This is a genomic window from Streptomyces hyaluromycini (genome assembly GCF_002217755.1).
GTDB classification, from domain to species: domain Bacteria; phylum Actinomycetota; class Actinomycetes; order Streptomycetales; family Streptomycetaceae; genus Streptomyces; species Streptomyces hyaluromycini.
Window position 1 is genome coordinate 100,934 of record NZ_BCFL01000029.1, and the last position, 14,751, is coordinate 115,684.

Consider the following 14,751-nt stretch of genomic DNA (forward strand, 5'->3'; position numbering starts at 1 on the left):
CCTTCGCCGGTGCGGCCTCATGATCCGGGAGACGGCCGAGGCCGCGCGCGTCGAGGACGCGGTGCTCACCCGGGCCGCGCAGGCGGGCGAGGTCGTCGCCCTGGGGCTGCTGCTCGAACGCCACCGCGCGGGTATGCGCGCGGTGGCGCTGAGCCTGCTCGGGCCGGGCCCGGACACCGAGGACGTCCTGCAGGACGCGGCGCTGACTGCGCTGCGGCGGATCGGCGACGTCCGTGATCCGGGGGCGGTGGGCGCGTGGCTGCGGATGATCGTGCGCAACGCCGCGCGCTCCCTGCTGCGGGACGCGGTTCCGGTCCGGCCGGTGGAGGAGGGCCTGCACCTGCCGTCCGCGGAGGCGGGTCCGGAGCAGTGGCTGGAACAGAGCGCGCTGCGGGACTGGATCTGGGCGGCGCTGGAGGAACTCTCCCCGACGCTGCGGCTGCCGCTGGTACTGCGCCACTTCACCACGAGTGTCACCTCGTACGAGGGGATAGCCGACGTCTGCGGGATCCCCGTCGGCACGGTCCGCAGCCGGCTCAGCCAGGGCCGGGCCAAGCTCGCGGCGGCCCTGGCCGGCACGGCGGACGCCGCGCACGGCGACACCGCGCGGCGCACCCGGGACAGCCGTACCCAGGCCCGGGAGACCCTCGCCGCCGCCGAGAGCGGGGACTTCGGCGCGCTGCTCACGGAACGCTGGTCCCCCGAGGTCGCCCTGCTCAGGGGCGGTGACCGGGTCGGGGGCGGGGAGCTGCTGGTGCGTGCCATGGACGGTGACATCGCCGCCGGGGTGCGGCAGCGCCTCGCGCATGCCGTCGCCGGACGGTCGCTGGCCGTCTGGGAGATGGACATCGTCAACCCGTCCGACGACCCCGGGCACTGCCCGCCCACCGTGGCCTGGCTGATGACCCTGGACGAGGCCGGCCGGGTGCACCGGCTGCGCCTGTTCCATCCGCGGCCGCTCCGGGCGATGGAGCGGCTCCCGGTGCTGTGACCCGTCAGGCGCCGGGGCCGGCCTCGGCCGGCTCGGCCTCGGCGGCGAGGACCCTGGCGCGCAGGTCCGCCGGGAAGACGCCCTCGAAGTTGGCCTGCGGGGCCCGTCCGTGGCCCTCCGCAGGAAGCAGCGCGTCATGGACGACGACGGCTCCCCAGCCGCTGTGCAGTTCCTCCTCGGTGAAGCACGGGTACCACGGCATGATCGGCCCGTGCCACTGCTCCTGACGCAGCGTCGGGTGCACCCGGGTGGCCAGTGCCCACAGCAGGTCCGAGTCGTTCGCCGGGTCCACGTCGTCGTCGAGGACGTAGACGACCGGGGAGAGCCGGCCGACGCGGGTGCCGTTGAGCACCTCGCCGATGCGGTGCACGAACCGCGCGGTGTCCATGCCGGGCAGCAGGTCGCGCCAGTTCGACGGGACCGTGATCACCGTCCAGAAGCAGGCGGCGCGCAACGGCAGCCAGGCGGTGGTGACGGGCAGCCCGGCCTTGCGCAGTTCCGCGACGACCTCGCCGGAGATGCCGGCGGCGGGTGCGACGTGCGAGTCGTCGACGGGCCGTCCGGCGGGGGCGAGCGGCCAGATCGGGTCGTCCCGGTAGGTGATCGCCTCGATGCCGAACAGCGGCTGCGGCGAGGTCTCGGGCAGCGCCCAGCCGTGGAACTCGGCGAACGGCCCCTCGACGGCGTCGCGGGTCGCGGACAGGTGGCCCTCGATGACGACCTCGGCGGAGGCCGGCACCTCCAGGTCGTTGGTCTCGCACTTCACCACGTCGACCGGCCTGCCGAGCAGCGCTCCGAGGTACGCACCCTCGTCGACCTCGGTCGGGACGGTCATACCGCCGACGACGGCGGCACCCGGGTCACCGCCCTGGAAGAGCGCGTACGGCATCGGCTGGCCGAGTGCCTCCCACTCCCGCCAGATCATGCCGAGGTGCTGGCCCGGCAGGACCAGTCCGGTCATGTGCCGGTCGTCGATCTGCATGATCCGGGAGATGGCCCAGTTGGTCCAGCGGCCGTCCGGCGTCCTGGCGACGACGACGCCCCAGGTGTTGACGTAGGGACCGCCGTCGGCCTGATGGACGAACGGGATCGGGAACCGGTCGAGCCGGGCGTCCTCGCCGGTCAGGACGTGCTGCTTGCAGGGCGCGCCGGCGGACGCCACCCGCCGAGGCGGGAGCAGTTCCCCGGTGCCCGCCCGCGCGAGCCTTTCGACCAGTTCGGCGGCGGTCGTGGTGTGGGGCAGGCCGAGCGAGAGGGAGATCCGGGCCAGCGGATGCCCGGGGATGCTGGACAGGGCGCCGGGAGCGCCGACCATGCGGAAGCCCTCGGCGACCCCCTTGAGGTGCTCGAAGAACGGGGCGGGGCGGCCGTTCTCGGTGGAGCGCCGGGTGACGGCGGACGCCTCCAGGTCGGGATCGATCACCCGGGAGATGCGCTGGAGGTCGCCCAGCTCTTCGAGCGCGGCGAGGTAGGACCGGAAGTCATCGGTGGCGGCCATCAGTTGGTCGCTCCTTTCGGTTCGGACTGGCGGGGCATTCCGTCCCAGCGCCGGGCCGACGGCACCTGGATGCCGATCTGGTCCAGCACGCGGACGGCGATGTGCCCGACGAGGTCGTCGATGGTCTGCGGGCGGTTGTAGAAGGCCGGCATCGGCGGCACGATCCGCGCTCCCATGCGGGAGAGCGCGAGCATGTTCTCCAGATGGATCTCGCTGAGCGGGGTCTCCCTCGGCACGAGCACCAGGGGCCGCCGTTCCTTCAGCGTGACGTCGGCGGCGCGCGGGATGAGGCCGTCGGCGTATCCGGTGCGGATCCCGGCGAGGGTCTTCATGCTGCACGGCGCGATGATCATGGCGTCGACCGGGAACGAGCCGGACGAGATCGCCGCGCCCTGGTCGTTCCACGCGTACGTCACGTCGGCCAGGTCGGTGACGTCGCGCACCGAGAGGTCGGTCTCCAGATGGATGGTCGCCCTGGCCCACTGGGACAGCACGAGACGGGTCTCCACGTCCGGCTGCTCCCGCAGCCTGCGCAGCAGTTCGACACCGAAGACGGCGCCGGTCGCCCCCGTCATCCCCAAGATCACTCGTCGCGGCATGGGAAACACCTTCCGTACGCGGTAAGTCCGTACACGGATCAATCTAGACCACCCGCCTTGCGATGGCAAACGCTCCGTGTGCGGAATGACAGTGCACGGAGGTAATCTGGGCCCATGACGAGTGGTGCGCGATACGACGGAACGCTGGAAGACGGCATGGCCCACCAGCTGCGACGGGCCTCGCAGGCGGTGAACGCCTCGTGGCAGCTGCGCAGCGGCGACCTGACGCCGCCGCAGTTCGCCGTGCTTCAGATCCTGGACGAACGCGGGAGCCTGGACCAGAAGACGCTCGGCGCCCTCGCCGCGGTCGACCGCTCGACGCTCACTCCCCTGCTCGACCGGCTCGTGGCGCGTGGTCTGGTCACCAAGAACACGGACCCCGGCAACCGCCGCCGCCAGCTGATCGCCCTGACTCCCGTCGGGCGGGAACGCACGGCCCTGGGCCGCGAGCAGGCCCAGGAGACCAGCCGCTGGATAGAGGAACTGCTCGGCCCCGACCGGCTGGCGACCCTGACCCTGCTGCTCAGGGAACTCGGGGACGCGGGCCGCGAGCAGTAGACAGTGGTCGTACGGTTGCCTTAACGCTCAAGTCATCGTGGTGCGCTCAGCGCACCGGCGAGTCGATCCGCCCGAGGATGCGTTCGGCGTCCTGGCCGAGCCGGCGAAGGCGCTCGGGCGAGAGGTTGTCCACGACGAGGTGCCGGACGTTGGCCACATGGGCGGGCGCGGCCGACTCCAGCTTGCGCATGCCGTCGGGCAGCAGGATGGCGTTGGTGAAGCGCCCGTCGGCCGGGTCCGGTTCCCGCCGGACGTAACCACGCTTCTCCAGGCGCTTCACCAGGTGCGACAGCCGGGACAGCGACGAGTTGGTCTCCTCGGCCAGCACACTCATCCGCAGGGTCCGGTCGGGTGTCTCGGCCAGCATCGCCATGGCCATGTACTCGACCATGCTCAGGTCCGCGTCCCGCTGCAGCTGGGCGTCCAGCGCCCAGGGCAGCCGGTTGACCAGACGGACCACCGACATCCACGAGGCCAGTTCGGCGGGCGCGAGCCACCGGTCGGCATGCTCGTCGTCCGGTCGGGGCTGGTCGGGGGCGGTCACGCCGGGAGCGTACCAGCTCACTTGAGCCTTCACGTCATGCCCGCCGCGGGGCGCACCGCGTCGGCGGCCGGGTCAGGACACCGCCGGTCCGGTCAGGTACCGCCCCTTCTCGTCGTACGGCCAGACGTTGGGCAGGCACCCGTGCATGCCCTTGATCTGCTGCATCATCACGGGAGCCGGCTGTCCGGCACCCGGGCAGCCGACATGGCCGTGGCCGAGGAAGTGGCCGACCTCGTGGTTGATGATCAGCGCCCGGTAGTCCTTGACGCGCCGGGCGTAGACGGGGGTCGCGAGGAGCCAGCGCCTGAGGTTCACCATGACCTGCCGGCCCACGTCGCAGTTGACCTCGCCGCCGGTGTCCAGCCCGTACTCCCCGCAGATCCTGTCCACCGTCCCGGGCGTCGCGACCCGGACGACGAAGTCGGTCGGACCGCCCGACACCCGTTCGAACGCCGAGCGGCCGTCGGCGGTCCAGCCGCGCCGGTCGGCCAGGATCCGCTCGACCTGCCGGGCGACGTCCGCCGTGGACAGGTCGATGCCCTTCTCGACGTCGACCCGGTAGCGCAGGACCGTCCCGGACCCGACCCTGGTGCTGCCGCCGGCCGCGGTGACGAACGTGCCCGGTCCCGTGGCCGGGATCTCCGGGGTGGACGAGGTGCCGGGGCCGGGCGAGGCGGAGGTGGCGGCCGGACCGGGCGACGGGGACCGGGAGCCGTGCGCCGGACCGGTGGCGCCGAGGCCCCCGGGGCGCGCCCGCTCGGTGGGCCCGGTCCGGTCGCCGGCGTGGGCCGCGCCCGTGCCGGACGAACCCCCGTCGACGGCCGCGAACCCGGCGGCGCCCAGGACCGCCAGCGCGGCCACGGCTCCCCAGACGGGCCCCTTCCGCTTCCCTCTGCGGGGCGAGGCATGCGAGGGACCGCTCCGGCGGCTGCCCCGGGGCGAAGCTGCTGTGCGCGTGGTCATGACCGTCAGGCTGTGATCGGAATGTGATCGGACCTGGCGCAAGCGATATCGAAGAGATAACGGGCACGGCGTTGCGGGCTTATATGATCATCCCGTAACAAGCGCACAGCTGTGCGGATGCGATGCGGATACTGAGCGCATGCCACGCGTTCTGCTGATCGAAGACGACCGCGCCGTGCGGGAGGGGGTGGCCCTCGCCCTGCGCCGCCAGGGCCACGAGGTCGCCGCCGTGGCGACCGGGGAGGACGGGCTGGAGCGGGTGCGGTCCTTCCGGCCGGACGTCGTGGTGCTGGACCTCATGCTGCCGGGGATGCCCGGACTCGACGTGTGCTGCCGGATCCGCGGCCTCGACCAGACCCTGCCGATCGTCATGGCGACCGCGCGCGGCGACGACGAGGACATCGTGGTGGGCCTGGAGGCGGGCGCCGACGACTACGTGGTCAAACCCGTGCGGGCGCGGGTCCTTGAGGCCCGCCTGCGCGCGGTGCTGCGCCGGGCGGGCGGCCCGCCCGCCGAGGGCGGCATACCGAAGATCGACACCTACGGGGACCTGTCCGTCGACCGGGCCGGCCTCTCGGTCGCCCGCGGCGGTGTGCCGATCCCGCTCGCCCCCTCCGAACTCCGGCTGCTGCTCACCCTGTCCGCTTCGCCCGGTCAGGTGTTCAGCCGGCAGCAGCTCCTGGAGGCGGTCTGGGAGCACAGCTACCACGGGGACGCCCGGCTGGTGGACGCCTGCGTACGGCGGCTGCGCGCCAAGATGGGCGAGCCGCCGCGCGAGCCGCGCCACATCCAGACCGTGCGCGGCTTCGGCTACCGGTTCGCGGCCCGGTGAGGCGCCCCCGTCTCCCGCAGCTGCGCGGCCTGCGGACCCGGCTGGTGCTCGCCTTCACGCTGGTCGCCGCCGTCACCGCGGCCACCACCGGCGCCCTGACCTTCCGCGAGGCCCGTACCGGCGTCCTCCAGCAGAGCCAGGACGCCGTGATCCAGCAGCTGCGCACGCAGGTCGGCCGCCTCGCCCCGGGCCTCGCCTTCCCGCCGGACGAGGCCGCACTGGCCCGGTTCGCGTCGGACGTGGCCCGCTCGGAGCCCTCCGGGATCTGGCGGGTGCTGGCCGCCTACGGCAGCCTGAGCGCCACCTCCGCCGCGGGCGACCGCTTCGAGGAGCTGACGCCCGCCGTGCGCGAGGCCGTCGGCTCCAGCATGGCCACGGTCTTCCAGCGGGTGGCCGACGGCGACCGCACCGCACTCGTCGTCGGCATGTCGGTCACCTTCGACCGGGCGCCCGCCAAGGGCGTGTACACCTCCGGTGTCCATGTCTTCCTGACGGTGCCGCAGACCACCGAACGCGCCTACGTCGACGCCCTGGTCACCGCCGCCGAACGCGCCGCGGTGCCCGCGCTGACGCTCGCCGTGCTGCTGGCGCTGCTCGCCGCCCGCGGGGTGCTGCGCCCGGTCCGGGCCCTGCGCCACGCCACCCGCAGCATCGCCGAGGGACGCCTGGACACCCGGCTCGCCGTGGACGGATCCGACGAACTCGCCGATCTCTCCCACACGTTCAACGAGACGGCCGCCGCACTGGAGAAGTCGGTGGCCGAACTGCGTGGCATGGAGGCCCGGGCCCGCCGGTTCGCCGCGGACGTCTCGCACGAACTGCGCACCCCGCTCGCCGCCATGTCCGCCGTCACCGACCTCCTCGACGAGGACGCCGCCCGCCTGGATCCGGACACCGCCACCGCCGTCCGCCTGATCAGCGAGGAGACCGTGAAGCTGGCCCGGCTGGTGGACGACCTGATGGAGATCTCCCGTTTCGACGCGGGCGCCGCGGTGCTGCACCTGGACGAGATCGACCTCGCCGAGTCCCTGCGGCGCACCCTGGACGCCCGTGCCTGGACCGGCCTGGTGGACTGCGACCTGCCGCCGCCCGGCACCCTGCGCGGCCGCGTGGACCCGCGCCGCCTCGACGTCGTCGTGGCCAACCTGGTCGGCAACGCACTGCGGCACGGCGCCCGGCCGGTCGCCCTGCGCCTGTACGACGGCGGGGAGCCCGGCGGGGCGCGGCTCGCGGTGATCGAGGTGCTGGACAGCGGGCCCGGGATCCCGGACGACGTGCTGCCGCAGGTCTTCGAGCGGTTCTACAAGTCGGACGCCGCCCGCGCCCGCACCGAGGGCAGCGGCCTCGGCCTCGCGATCACCGCGGAGAACGTCCGGGTGCACGGCGGCACGGTCCGCGCCGCGAACCGGCCCGGGGGCGGCGCCGTCTTCACCGTACGGCTCCCCCTGCCGGCCGGCGAACCGGCCCGGGAGGACCGGTGACGAGCCTCCGGCGGCGGGCCCGTCTCGCGCTCCTGGTCCCCGCGGCGGTGTGCGTCCTGGCCTCCTGCGGCATCCCCACGACCGGTGTGGTGCAGGCGGGCGGTCCCGCCGGTGGCGTCGTGCCGAAGACGCGGCTGTACTTCGTGCGGGACGGCGCTCTGGTCGCCGTCCGGCGCGAGACCGACGCGCCGGGCGACGTCGAGTCGGCGCTGCGGGAACTGCTCCTGGGCCCGACCGGTGCGGAGCGCGGCAAGGGACTGACGACACGGCTGCCCCTGCTCACGGGCCTGCCGTCGGCGGTCCCCGCCGCCCCGGCGCCGGGCGGGGGTGGCACCGCCGTACCGGAGGCTCCCGACGGGGCGCACTTCCTGCGGGTGACCGCTCGGCAGGACCGGATCTCCGTCGAACTGTCCGCCGTCGCCGGTGAGTTGAGCGATCCCGGCCTCGCCGCCGCACAGCTCGCCTGCACTGCCGACGCGGCGCAGCGGATAGCCGACCCCGGTGCCGAACCCGAGCCGGTGACGGTCACGCTCCCCGGCGGCCGGCACATCGGGGGAGCCGCCCGCGGGTGCCCCGGCGCCTGACACCCGGCTCATCGACCGGCCGGCGGCACGATCTCCTTCTTGAGGATCTTCCCGGTGGGTCCCTTGGGCAGGGTGTCCGCGATCCACACCTTCCGCGGGTACTTGTAGGCGGCGACCTGGCCCTTGACGTACGCGCGCAGTTCCTCGGCCGTCGTCCGCGCCTCCGGCCGGAGCACGACCGCCGCACCGACCTCCTCGCCGAGGTCGGGGTCGGGAAGGCCGATGACCGCGGCGTCGGCGACGGCCGGGTGCTCGTAGAGCACGTCCTCGACCTCGCGGGGGTACACGTTGTACCCGCCGCGGATGATCACGTCCTTCTTCCGGCCGACGATCCAGAGGTACCCGTCCTGGTCCACCCGGCCGAGGTCACCGGTGTACAGCCAGCCGTCCCGGATCGTGGCGGCGGTCTCCTCGGGGCGCTGCCAGTACCGCTTCATCACGTTGTGCCCGCGCACCGCGATCTCGCCGGTCTCGCCCCGCGGCACCTCCGCGCCCTGCTCGACCACCCGCACCCGGACACCCGGGATCGGGGTGCCGACCGACCCGGGCTTGGGTCCGGCCCGCAGGGTGTTGACCGAGACGACGGGCGAGGTCTCCGACAGTCCGTAGCCTTCGAGCACGACGCAGTCGAACGCGGCCTGGAAGTCGTACAGCACCTGGACGGGCAGTTCGGCGCCGCCGGCGAGGCACACGCGCAGCCGGGAGACGTCGTGGCTCTCCTTGCCGGGCTGCCGTACGAGCCTGCTGTACACCGTGGGCACCCCGGCGAAGACGGTCACCCCGTGGGCGTCGAGGATGCCGAGGGCCTGCGCCGCGTCGAAGCGCGGCAGCAGGGTGAGGCACGCGCCCGAGGCCACGGCGGCGTTGAGGGTGCAGGTCTGCCCGAAGGCGTGGAACAGGGGCAGTCCGCCGAAGATCACGTCGTCGGCGGTGAGCTGGAACAGCTCACCGGCCACGACGTCGCAGTTGCGGGCCAGGTTGGCGTGGGTCAGTTCGGCGCCCTTCGGCCGGCCGGTGGTCCCCGAGGTGTAGAGAATGACCGCGGTGTCGTCGTCGTGACGCTCCGTCAGTTCGTCGAGGGGAGACGCCGATTCCAGCAGCTCGTCGAGGGCGCCGGGACGGACGACGACGGCCTCCGCGTCCGTCTGCCGCGCACCGGCGTGCGCCTCGTCGGCGAAGTCGTGCCAGGCGAACAGCAGCCCGGCCCCCGAGTCGCCGAGGTAGTAGGCGACTTCACGGGACTTGAGCAGGGGGTTCATCGGGACGACGATGCCGCCGGCCCGGAGTACGCCGTAGTAGACGACGGCGAACTCGGGAACGTTGGGCAGCATGAGCGCGACCCGGTCGCCGGGCTTCACGCCACGGTCGCGGAGCAGTCCGGCCATGCGGGCGGTGCTCCGGTCGAGCGCGCGGTAGGAGACCGCGGTGTCCTCGATGCGGAGCGCGGGGCGGTCCGGGTGCGCCCGGGCACTGTCGGGCACGTGGTGGGCGAGGTTCATGTCGCGTCCTTCTCAAGCGCTTCTCAAGGGCTCGAATGAGCAGAGGCTAGGCCCGGAAGGCAGGCAAATCACTGGGCTCGCGATACGACCCCGGGGCCCGAATTGGTGCCGTTGGACCATTCTGCGGTTAGCTTTGAGGCATGGCTGCGGAGCACCCAGAGGCCGTGAAACAACTGTCCGTGGTCGCGGAGAACGTAGGGTCACATCTTCCGGAGGTCGGCCGCGACATCGGGGACTACGTTCTTGCCGAGATACCGGAGCTCAGGGGCGACGCGACCATCGTGAAAATCCTGCGGGCGAGCATCACGGAAAACGTCGGCACACTGCTGCACGTCTTCGAGAACGACATTCCCCTGGAAAAGGTCGAGGGGCCCGCGGCCGCCCTCGAATACGCGCGGAGACTGGCACAGCGGGGAATTCCCCTGAGCGCGTTGATCAGGGCCTACCGGATCGGGCACTGGCGCTTTCTGCAGTGGTGTCTGGACGAACTCAACCGGCAGAACGCAGCCGAGGATCTGGCCGTCGCGACCAACCGGCGCATGCTGCACACGAGCTTCGGCTACATCGACCGGATCACCGAGCACGTCATCGCGGAGTACCAGCACGAACGCGACAACTGGCTGCTCAGCCAGACCGCGGCGCGCGCCGCCCGGGTGCGCGACATCCTCGCCGCGAGCGACGTCGACCTCAACCGGATCGAACCGGCCCTCGGTTACCGGCTCCGCCAGCATCACCTCGGGCTGGTGGCCTGGCTGCCCACGCCGAAGGACGGGGGCGAGGGGCTCTCCCGGCTGCACCGGATCACCGACGAGCTCGCCCGGAGACTCGGCTGCGCCGCACGCCCGCTGTTCGTCCCCCGGGACGCGATCGTGTCCTGGGCCTGGCTGCCGCTGGGCCCGGACAGCGACGTCCCCTGGCACGAGGTGTCGAGCGTGCTGGAGCGCGGCGATCCCTCCGTCCGCATGTGCGCCGGGGGCGTCGGATACGACATCGAGGGCTTCCGCGCCACCCACCGGCAGGCGCTGCGCGTCCAGGAACTCGCGGCCGTCGCCGATCCGGTCCCCCGGTTCACGCAGTTCTCCACCGTGGCTCCCATCGCCCTGATGGCGACGAACATCGACGACATCCGTGCCTGGGTGTGGGACGTCCTCGGCCCGCTGGCCCTCGACGACGAGAACAGCGCCCGCCTTCGCGAGACCGCGCAGATATTCCTGGACAGCGGCTGCAGCTACACGGCCACCGCGAGTACCCAGATCCTGCACAAGAACACCGTGCAGTACCGCATCCGCAAAGCCGAGGAGATCATGGGGCACCCGGTCCAGAAGGAACACACCGATCTGGAGATCGCGCTGCGCGCCGTCCAGTACCTCGGCTCCACACTGCTGCGCACGAACGCCGAACGGCACGCATGACACGCGCGACATCTGTCGGCGTCCCGGGTCAGCGGCCTTCCCAGTGCGGCTGACGCCGCTCCGCGAAGGCGTGGGCGCCCTCCTGGGCGTCGTGGGAGGCCAGCACCGGGTCGGCGATGAGGTCCTGGTCGGCGAAGGCGTCCTCGTCGCTGAAGGCCCGCCGCTCGTTGACGACCCGCTTCACGGCCTCCACGGCCAAGGGCGCGTTGAGCGTGATGCTGCTGGCCAGTTCCAGGGCCCGCTGGAGCGCCTGACCCGGTTCCGTGAGCTCGTTGACCAGGCCGAAGCGCTCGGCGCGCTCGGCGGGCAGGGGCTCGCCGGTGAGCAGCAGTTCGAGCGCGATGTTGTGCGGGATGCGCTCGGGCAGGCGCACCATGCCGCCCTCGGGCGGCACGATGCCGTAGCGGACCTCGGTCTGGCCGAAGGTGGCGTTCCGCGCGGCCACGATCATGTCGCAGGCGAGCGCCATCTCGGTGCCGCCGCCCAGCGCATAGCCCTCGACGGCGGCGATGAGCGGGGTCCTGATCCGGGCGCGGGTGATCCCCGCGAAGCCCCGTCCGCCGACGATGGGCTTGTCGCCGGCCGCGAAGGCCTTGAGGTCCATGCCCGCGCTGAAGACGCCGCCGGCCCCGGTGAGGATGCCGACCCTGAGGTCGTCGCGGGACTCCAGCTCGTCGAGGGCGGCGGCGAGGGCCCGTGCGGTGGCCCCGTCGATGGCGTTGCGGGCCCGGGGCCGGTCGATGGTGATCACGAAGATGCCGTCGACCTCCTCGGTCCGTACGGTCGGTGCGTTCGTGGCCGTGGTCATGACGTGGTTTCCCTTCTCTCCCTGGCGCCGGTCCCCCGCGCCCTTGTCTCGTGCCGTCGGGCCATTGGCCTCAGGCGACGGCCTCGGCCTTGTGCAGTTCGCCGATCCCGGCGGCGTCGAAGCCGATGTCACGGAGCACCGCGTCGGTGTGTTCGCCCAGGTCGGGGGCCGGACGCGGACGGACCTTGGGTTCCTGGTCCAGCCGTACGGGGCTGTCGACGGTCAGGTGCGGATCGGTGCCGCCGTCGTCGATCGGTACGAGGATCCCGTTGGCCACGAGCTGCGGGTCGTGGGCGAACTCCTCGATGGTCTGCGCGACCCCGTAGGTGAGGCCAGCGGCGTCGAGCACCTGACGCCACTCGGCCAGCGGACGGGCCGCGAACGTCTTGTCCAGCACGCCGGCGATCTCGGCGGCGTGGGCGCGGCGGCTCTGCGAGTCGGCGTAGTGCGGGTTCTCGGCGGCCTCGGGGTGGCCGATCGCATGGAGGAAGAGGGGGACCTGCTTGTCCTCGTTGGCGAAGGCCAGCAGCAGCCAGCGGTCGTCCGCGGTGCGGTAGGCGTTGGCGAGCGCGTTCGGCGGGTCGGTCCTGTCGACCGGGCGGGGGGCCTTCCCGCCGACCAGTACGGCCTGCAGCCACATGCCGGCCGCCCAGGCGCCCTCGGCGACCAGCGAGGCGGTGACGCGTGCGCCCTCGCCGGTCTTCTCCCGCCGGTACAACGCGGTCATGATCCCGGCGAACAGGGTGATCGCCGTCGGGTGGTCGCCCGACCCGAACGCGTTGATCGCCGGCGGCGCCTCGTGCTGGCGTGTGACGTCCATGAGGCCGCTGCGGGCCCAGAACGCGGTCACGTCGAACCCGGGCAGGTTCGCGTCCGGCCCCTCCTCGCCGAAGCCGGTGACATCGGCGTAGATCAGCCGGGGGTTCAGCGGGGCCAGGTCGTCGTAGTCCAGGCCCAGCTTGGCCCGGGTGTGCGGCGGGAAGTTGGTCACCAGCACGTCCGCCCAGGTCACCAGGCGTTCGACCACGGCCCGCGCGCCGGGTGCCTTCAGGTTGAGCGCGATGCTGCGCTTGTTGCGGTTGTCCAGCTGCCAGGGGTAGTTGACCCCCTCGACGCGGGGGTTCGGCGGCATGCGGCTGAGCGAACGGTACGCGTCGCCCGCGCCCGGGGGTTCCACCTTGACGACGTCGGCGCCGAAGTCGCCGAGGATGGTGGCCGCGGCGGGCCCTGCGATGAAGCTCGCGAGATCGACGACGTGCAGTCCCTCAAGGAGGGGGGTACTGCTCATGACGACTCCTTGTCCTCGATGGGGCGCCGGTTCAGTGGTGGCTCGGCACCGCGGGCACGAAGGCGCTGTAGCCGGTGATGTCACGGCCGACGATCAGCGCCTGCACGGTGTCGGTGCCCTCGTAGGTGTCGATCGCCTCGATGTCGCACAGATGCCGGGCCACGTGGTAGTCGAGCAGGATCCCGTTGCCGCCGAGCATGTCGCGGGCGTCGGCGAGGATGGCCCGGGCCCGTTCGGTGTAGTGCATCTTTGCCAGCGCGACCCGGGGCATCGAGTACTCGCCCTCGTCCAGGAGCTGGCTCAGGCGGTGCTGCATGCAGAGCATGTCGGTGATGTCCGCGAGCATCCGGGAGAGCCGGTACTGGATGAGCTGGAAGGCGGCCAGCGGCATCCCGAACTGCTTGCGCTGCTTGGCGTAGGCCAGGGCCGTCTCGTAGCCCGCGATCGCGGCCCCGATCGACTCCCAGGCGACGCAGAAGCGCGAGGCCAGCAGGACCTTCTCGGTGTCGCGGAAGGTGTGGACGTTGGCCAGCCGGTTCGCGGCCGGCACCCGGACGTCGGTGAGGGAGATCTGTGCGTTCTGGACACAGCGCAGGGCCGTCTTGCCCTTGATGACCTGGGCGTCGAACCCGGGCGTGCCCTTCTCGACGACATAGCCGCCCACATGCCCGTCGTCGCCGCGGGCCCAGATGATCGAGTAGTCGGCGAAGGTCGCGTTGCCGATCCACCTCTTGTGGCCGTTGATGACGTACGAGTCGCCGTCCCGCCGCGCGGTCGTCTCCAGCTTGACCACGTCCGAGCCGTGCGTGGGCTCGGTCAGACCGAAGGCGCCGAGCTTCTCCATGCGCGCCATCGGCGGCAGGAAGCGCTGCTTCTGCTCCTCGGAGCCCAGCAGCGCGACCGACATCATGGCCAGGGCCGAGTGGACCCCCATCATGGTCGACATGCTCAGATCGCCCCGGGCCAGTTCGAGGATCACCAGGCCCGCCGTCACGTTGCTCATCCCCGGGCAGCCGTACCCGGAGATCTGGAAGCCCGCGATGTCCAGCTGCGCCAGCTTGGGCACCAGCTCGAAGGGGAACTCCGCCCGCTCCCAGTACGGGTTGATGACCGGGATGACCTCCTGGTCCATGAACTCGCGGACCTTCTTCTTCAGGGCCCGCTGCTCGTCGGTGAGCAGGTTGTCCAGAAGGAAGTAGTCGGAGAACTCCGATCCGCCCAGAACGGGCGGCTCCACCCCGGACGAGTTCCCGTTGGGGCTCGCGAGAGCGTGTCCCTGATCGGCTGCCGCGCCGTGTGTCGCCTTCATCTGCCGTTCCTTCCGATCGGGAATCCGAGAGGGGATCCATGGGGAATCCGATGGGGTCAGTACGAACGACGCTAGGAGGCAGCGGAGTCACAGCCACTGGGCGCGGAACACCACATTGCTGCCCGATTTGGTGCTCTTGCACCAAATCGGGCGGCGAGCCCGCAGCAGGCGGACCCGGCGCCGGCACTTCCGACCCGGCCGTGCCGGCCCTCAAGTACCCGAAACGGCGCAGGCGTTGCCGACCGGGGAGTCCCGGGCACCGCGGCGGGCCGCCGGCCGGGGCCCTGTACCGCGGTACCAAGAACCCGCCCGAATCCTGGGCGCGCAGCCCGATGCGCCGGTGCCCGCCCGGGCCGAGGGTTGTCCCATGGCCGCCGCACGGCGC

Annotated in this window: 14 protein-coding genes; 6 read left to right on the forward strand and 8 right to left on the reverse strand. The window is 72.1% G+C overall.

The window, feature by feature from the left end; translation table 11 throughout:
- Positions 1 to 19: 19 nt before the first annotated feature.
- Positions 20 to 991 (forward strand): RNA polymerase sigma factor, encoded by a 972-nt coding sequence (locus SSP29_RS39430; RefSeq protein WP_089105750.1) that lies wholly within the window; start codon positions 20 to 22, stop codon positions 989 to 991.
- A 4-nt stretch (positions 992 to 995) separates the two neighbouring features.
- Here SSP29_RS39430 and SSP29_RS39435 read toward each other — a convergent pair whose 3' ends face one another.
- Complete coding sequence (locus SSP29_RS39435; protein WP_089105751.1) at positions 996 to 2,489, reverse strand: UbiD family decarboxylase; 1,494 nt, start codon at positions 2,487 to 2,489, stop codon at positions 996 to 998.
- Positions 2,489 to 3,088, reverse strand: coding sequence for a UbiX family flavin prenyltransferase (locus SSP29_RS39440; RefSeq protein WP_089105752.1), 600 nt, complete (start codon positions 3,086 to 3,088; stop codon positions 2,489 to 2,491). Before SSP29_RS39440 ends, SSP29_RS39435 begins: the two co-directional genes overlap by 1 nt.
- A gap of 114 nt (positions 3,089 to 3,202) precedes the next feature.
- Between SSP29_RS39440 and SSP29_RS39445 the strand changes: the two genes are divergently transcribed.
- Complete coding sequence (locus tag SSP29_RS39445; protein ID WP_089105753.1) at positions 3,203 to 3,646, forward strand: MarR family winged helix-turn-helix transcriptional regulator; 444 nt, start codon at positions 3,203 to 3,205, stop codon at positions 3,644 to 3,646.
- A 46-nt stretch (positions 3,647 to 3,692) separates the two neighbouring features.
- On the opposite strand, the gene SSP29_RS39450 is transcribed toward SSP29_RS39445, so the two are convergent.
- A complete protein-coding gene (locus SSP29_RS39450; protein WP_150135777.1) occupies positions 3,693 to 4,190 on the reverse strand; it encodes a MarR family winged helix-turn-helix transcriptional regulator in 498 nt (165 codons plus the stop codon).
- Positions 4,191 to 4,262: 72 nt separating this feature from the next.
- The gene (locus tag SSP29_RS39455) at positions 4,263 to 5,042 is read right to left on the reverse strand and encodes a DUF3152 domain-containing protein (RefSeq protein WP_438363835.1); all 780 of its coding nucleotides are present in this window, start codon (positions 5,040 to 5,042) and stop codon (positions 4,263 to 4,265) included.
- Positions 5,043 to 5,292: 250 nt separating this feature from the next.
- On the opposite strand from SSP29_RS39455, the gene SSP29_RS39460 reads away from it, so the two are divergent.
- The 3 genes from SSP29_RS39460 to SSP29_RS39470 are packed head-to-tail and all read left to right on the forward strand — an operon-like array spanning position 5,293 to position 8,050.
- Complete coding sequence (locus SSP29_RS39460; protein WP_089105755.1) at positions 5,293 to 5,985, forward strand: response regulator transcription factor; 693 nt, start codon at positions 5,293 to 5,295, stop codon at positions 5,983 to 5,985.
- Complete coding sequence (locus SSP29_RS39465) at positions 5,982 to 7,466, forward strand: sensor histidine kinase (RefSeq protein ID WP_089105756.1); 1,485 nt, start codon at positions 5,982 to 5,984, stop codon at positions 7,464 to 7,466. Before SSP29_RS39460 ends, SSP29_RS39465 begins: the two co-directional genes overlap by 4 nt.
- Positions 7,463 to 8,050 (forward strand): hypothetical protein, encoded by a 588-nt coding sequence (locus SSP29_RS39470; RefSeq protein WP_089105757.1) that lies wholly within the window; start codon positions 7,463 to 7,465, stop codon positions 8,048 to 8,050. Before SSP29_RS39465 ends, SSP29_RS39470 begins: the two co-directional genes overlap by 4 nt.
- Before the next feature lie 8 nt (positions 8,051 to 8,058).
- On the opposite strand, the gene SSP29_RS39475 is transcribed toward SSP29_RS39470, so the two are convergent.
- Positions 8,059 to 9,549 carry a long-chain-fatty-acid--CoA ligase gene (locus tag SSP29_RS39475; RefSeq protein WP_089105758.1) on the reverse strand — a complete coding sequence of 497 codons (1,491 nt, stop codon included), beginning with the start codon at positions 9,547 to 9,549 and terminating at the stop codon, positions 8,059 to 8,061.
- 140 nt (positions 9,550 to 9,689) lie between these two features.
- Here SSP29_RS39475 and SSP29_RS39480 point away from each other — a divergent pair, with 140 nt between their 5' ends.
- Positions 9,690 to 10,961, forward strand: a complete 1,272-nt coding sequence (locus tag SSP29_RS39480) for a PucR family transcriptional regulator (RefSeq protein WP_089105759.1) — start codon at positions 9,690 to 9,692, stop codon at positions 10,959 to 10,961.
- 28 nt (positions 10,962 to 10,989) lie between these two features.
- On the opposite strand, the gene SSP29_RS39485 is transcribed toward SSP29_RS39480, so the two are convergent.
- The 3 genes from SSP29_RS39485 to SSP29_RS39495 form a co-directional block, all read right to left on the reverse strand.
- Positions 10,990 to 11,769: a crotonase/enoyl-CoA hydratase family protein gene (locus SSP29_RS39485; RefSeq protein ID WP_089105760.1), complete on the reverse strand. Its 780-nt coding sequence runs from the start codon at positions 11,767 to 11,769 to the stop codon at positions 10,990 to 10,992.
- Between the two features lie 70 nt (positions 11,770 to 11,839).
- Positions 11,840 to 13,057 carry a CaiB/BaiF CoA transferase family protein gene (locus SSP29_RS39490; protein ID WP_089105761.1) on the reverse strand — a complete coding sequence of 406 codons (1,218 nt, stop codon included), beginning with the start codon at positions 13,055 to 13,057 and terminating at the stop codon, positions 11,840 to 11,842.
- Positions 13,058 to 13,088: 31 nt separating this feature from the next.
- Positions 13,089 to 14,366: an acyl-CoA dehydrogenase family protein gene (locus tag SSP29_RS39495; protein ID WP_089105762.1), complete on the reverse strand. Its 1,278-nt coding sequence runs from the start codon at positions 14,364 to 14,366 to the stop codon at positions 13,089 to 13,091.
- Positions 14,367 to 14,751 lie beyond the last annotated feature (385 nt).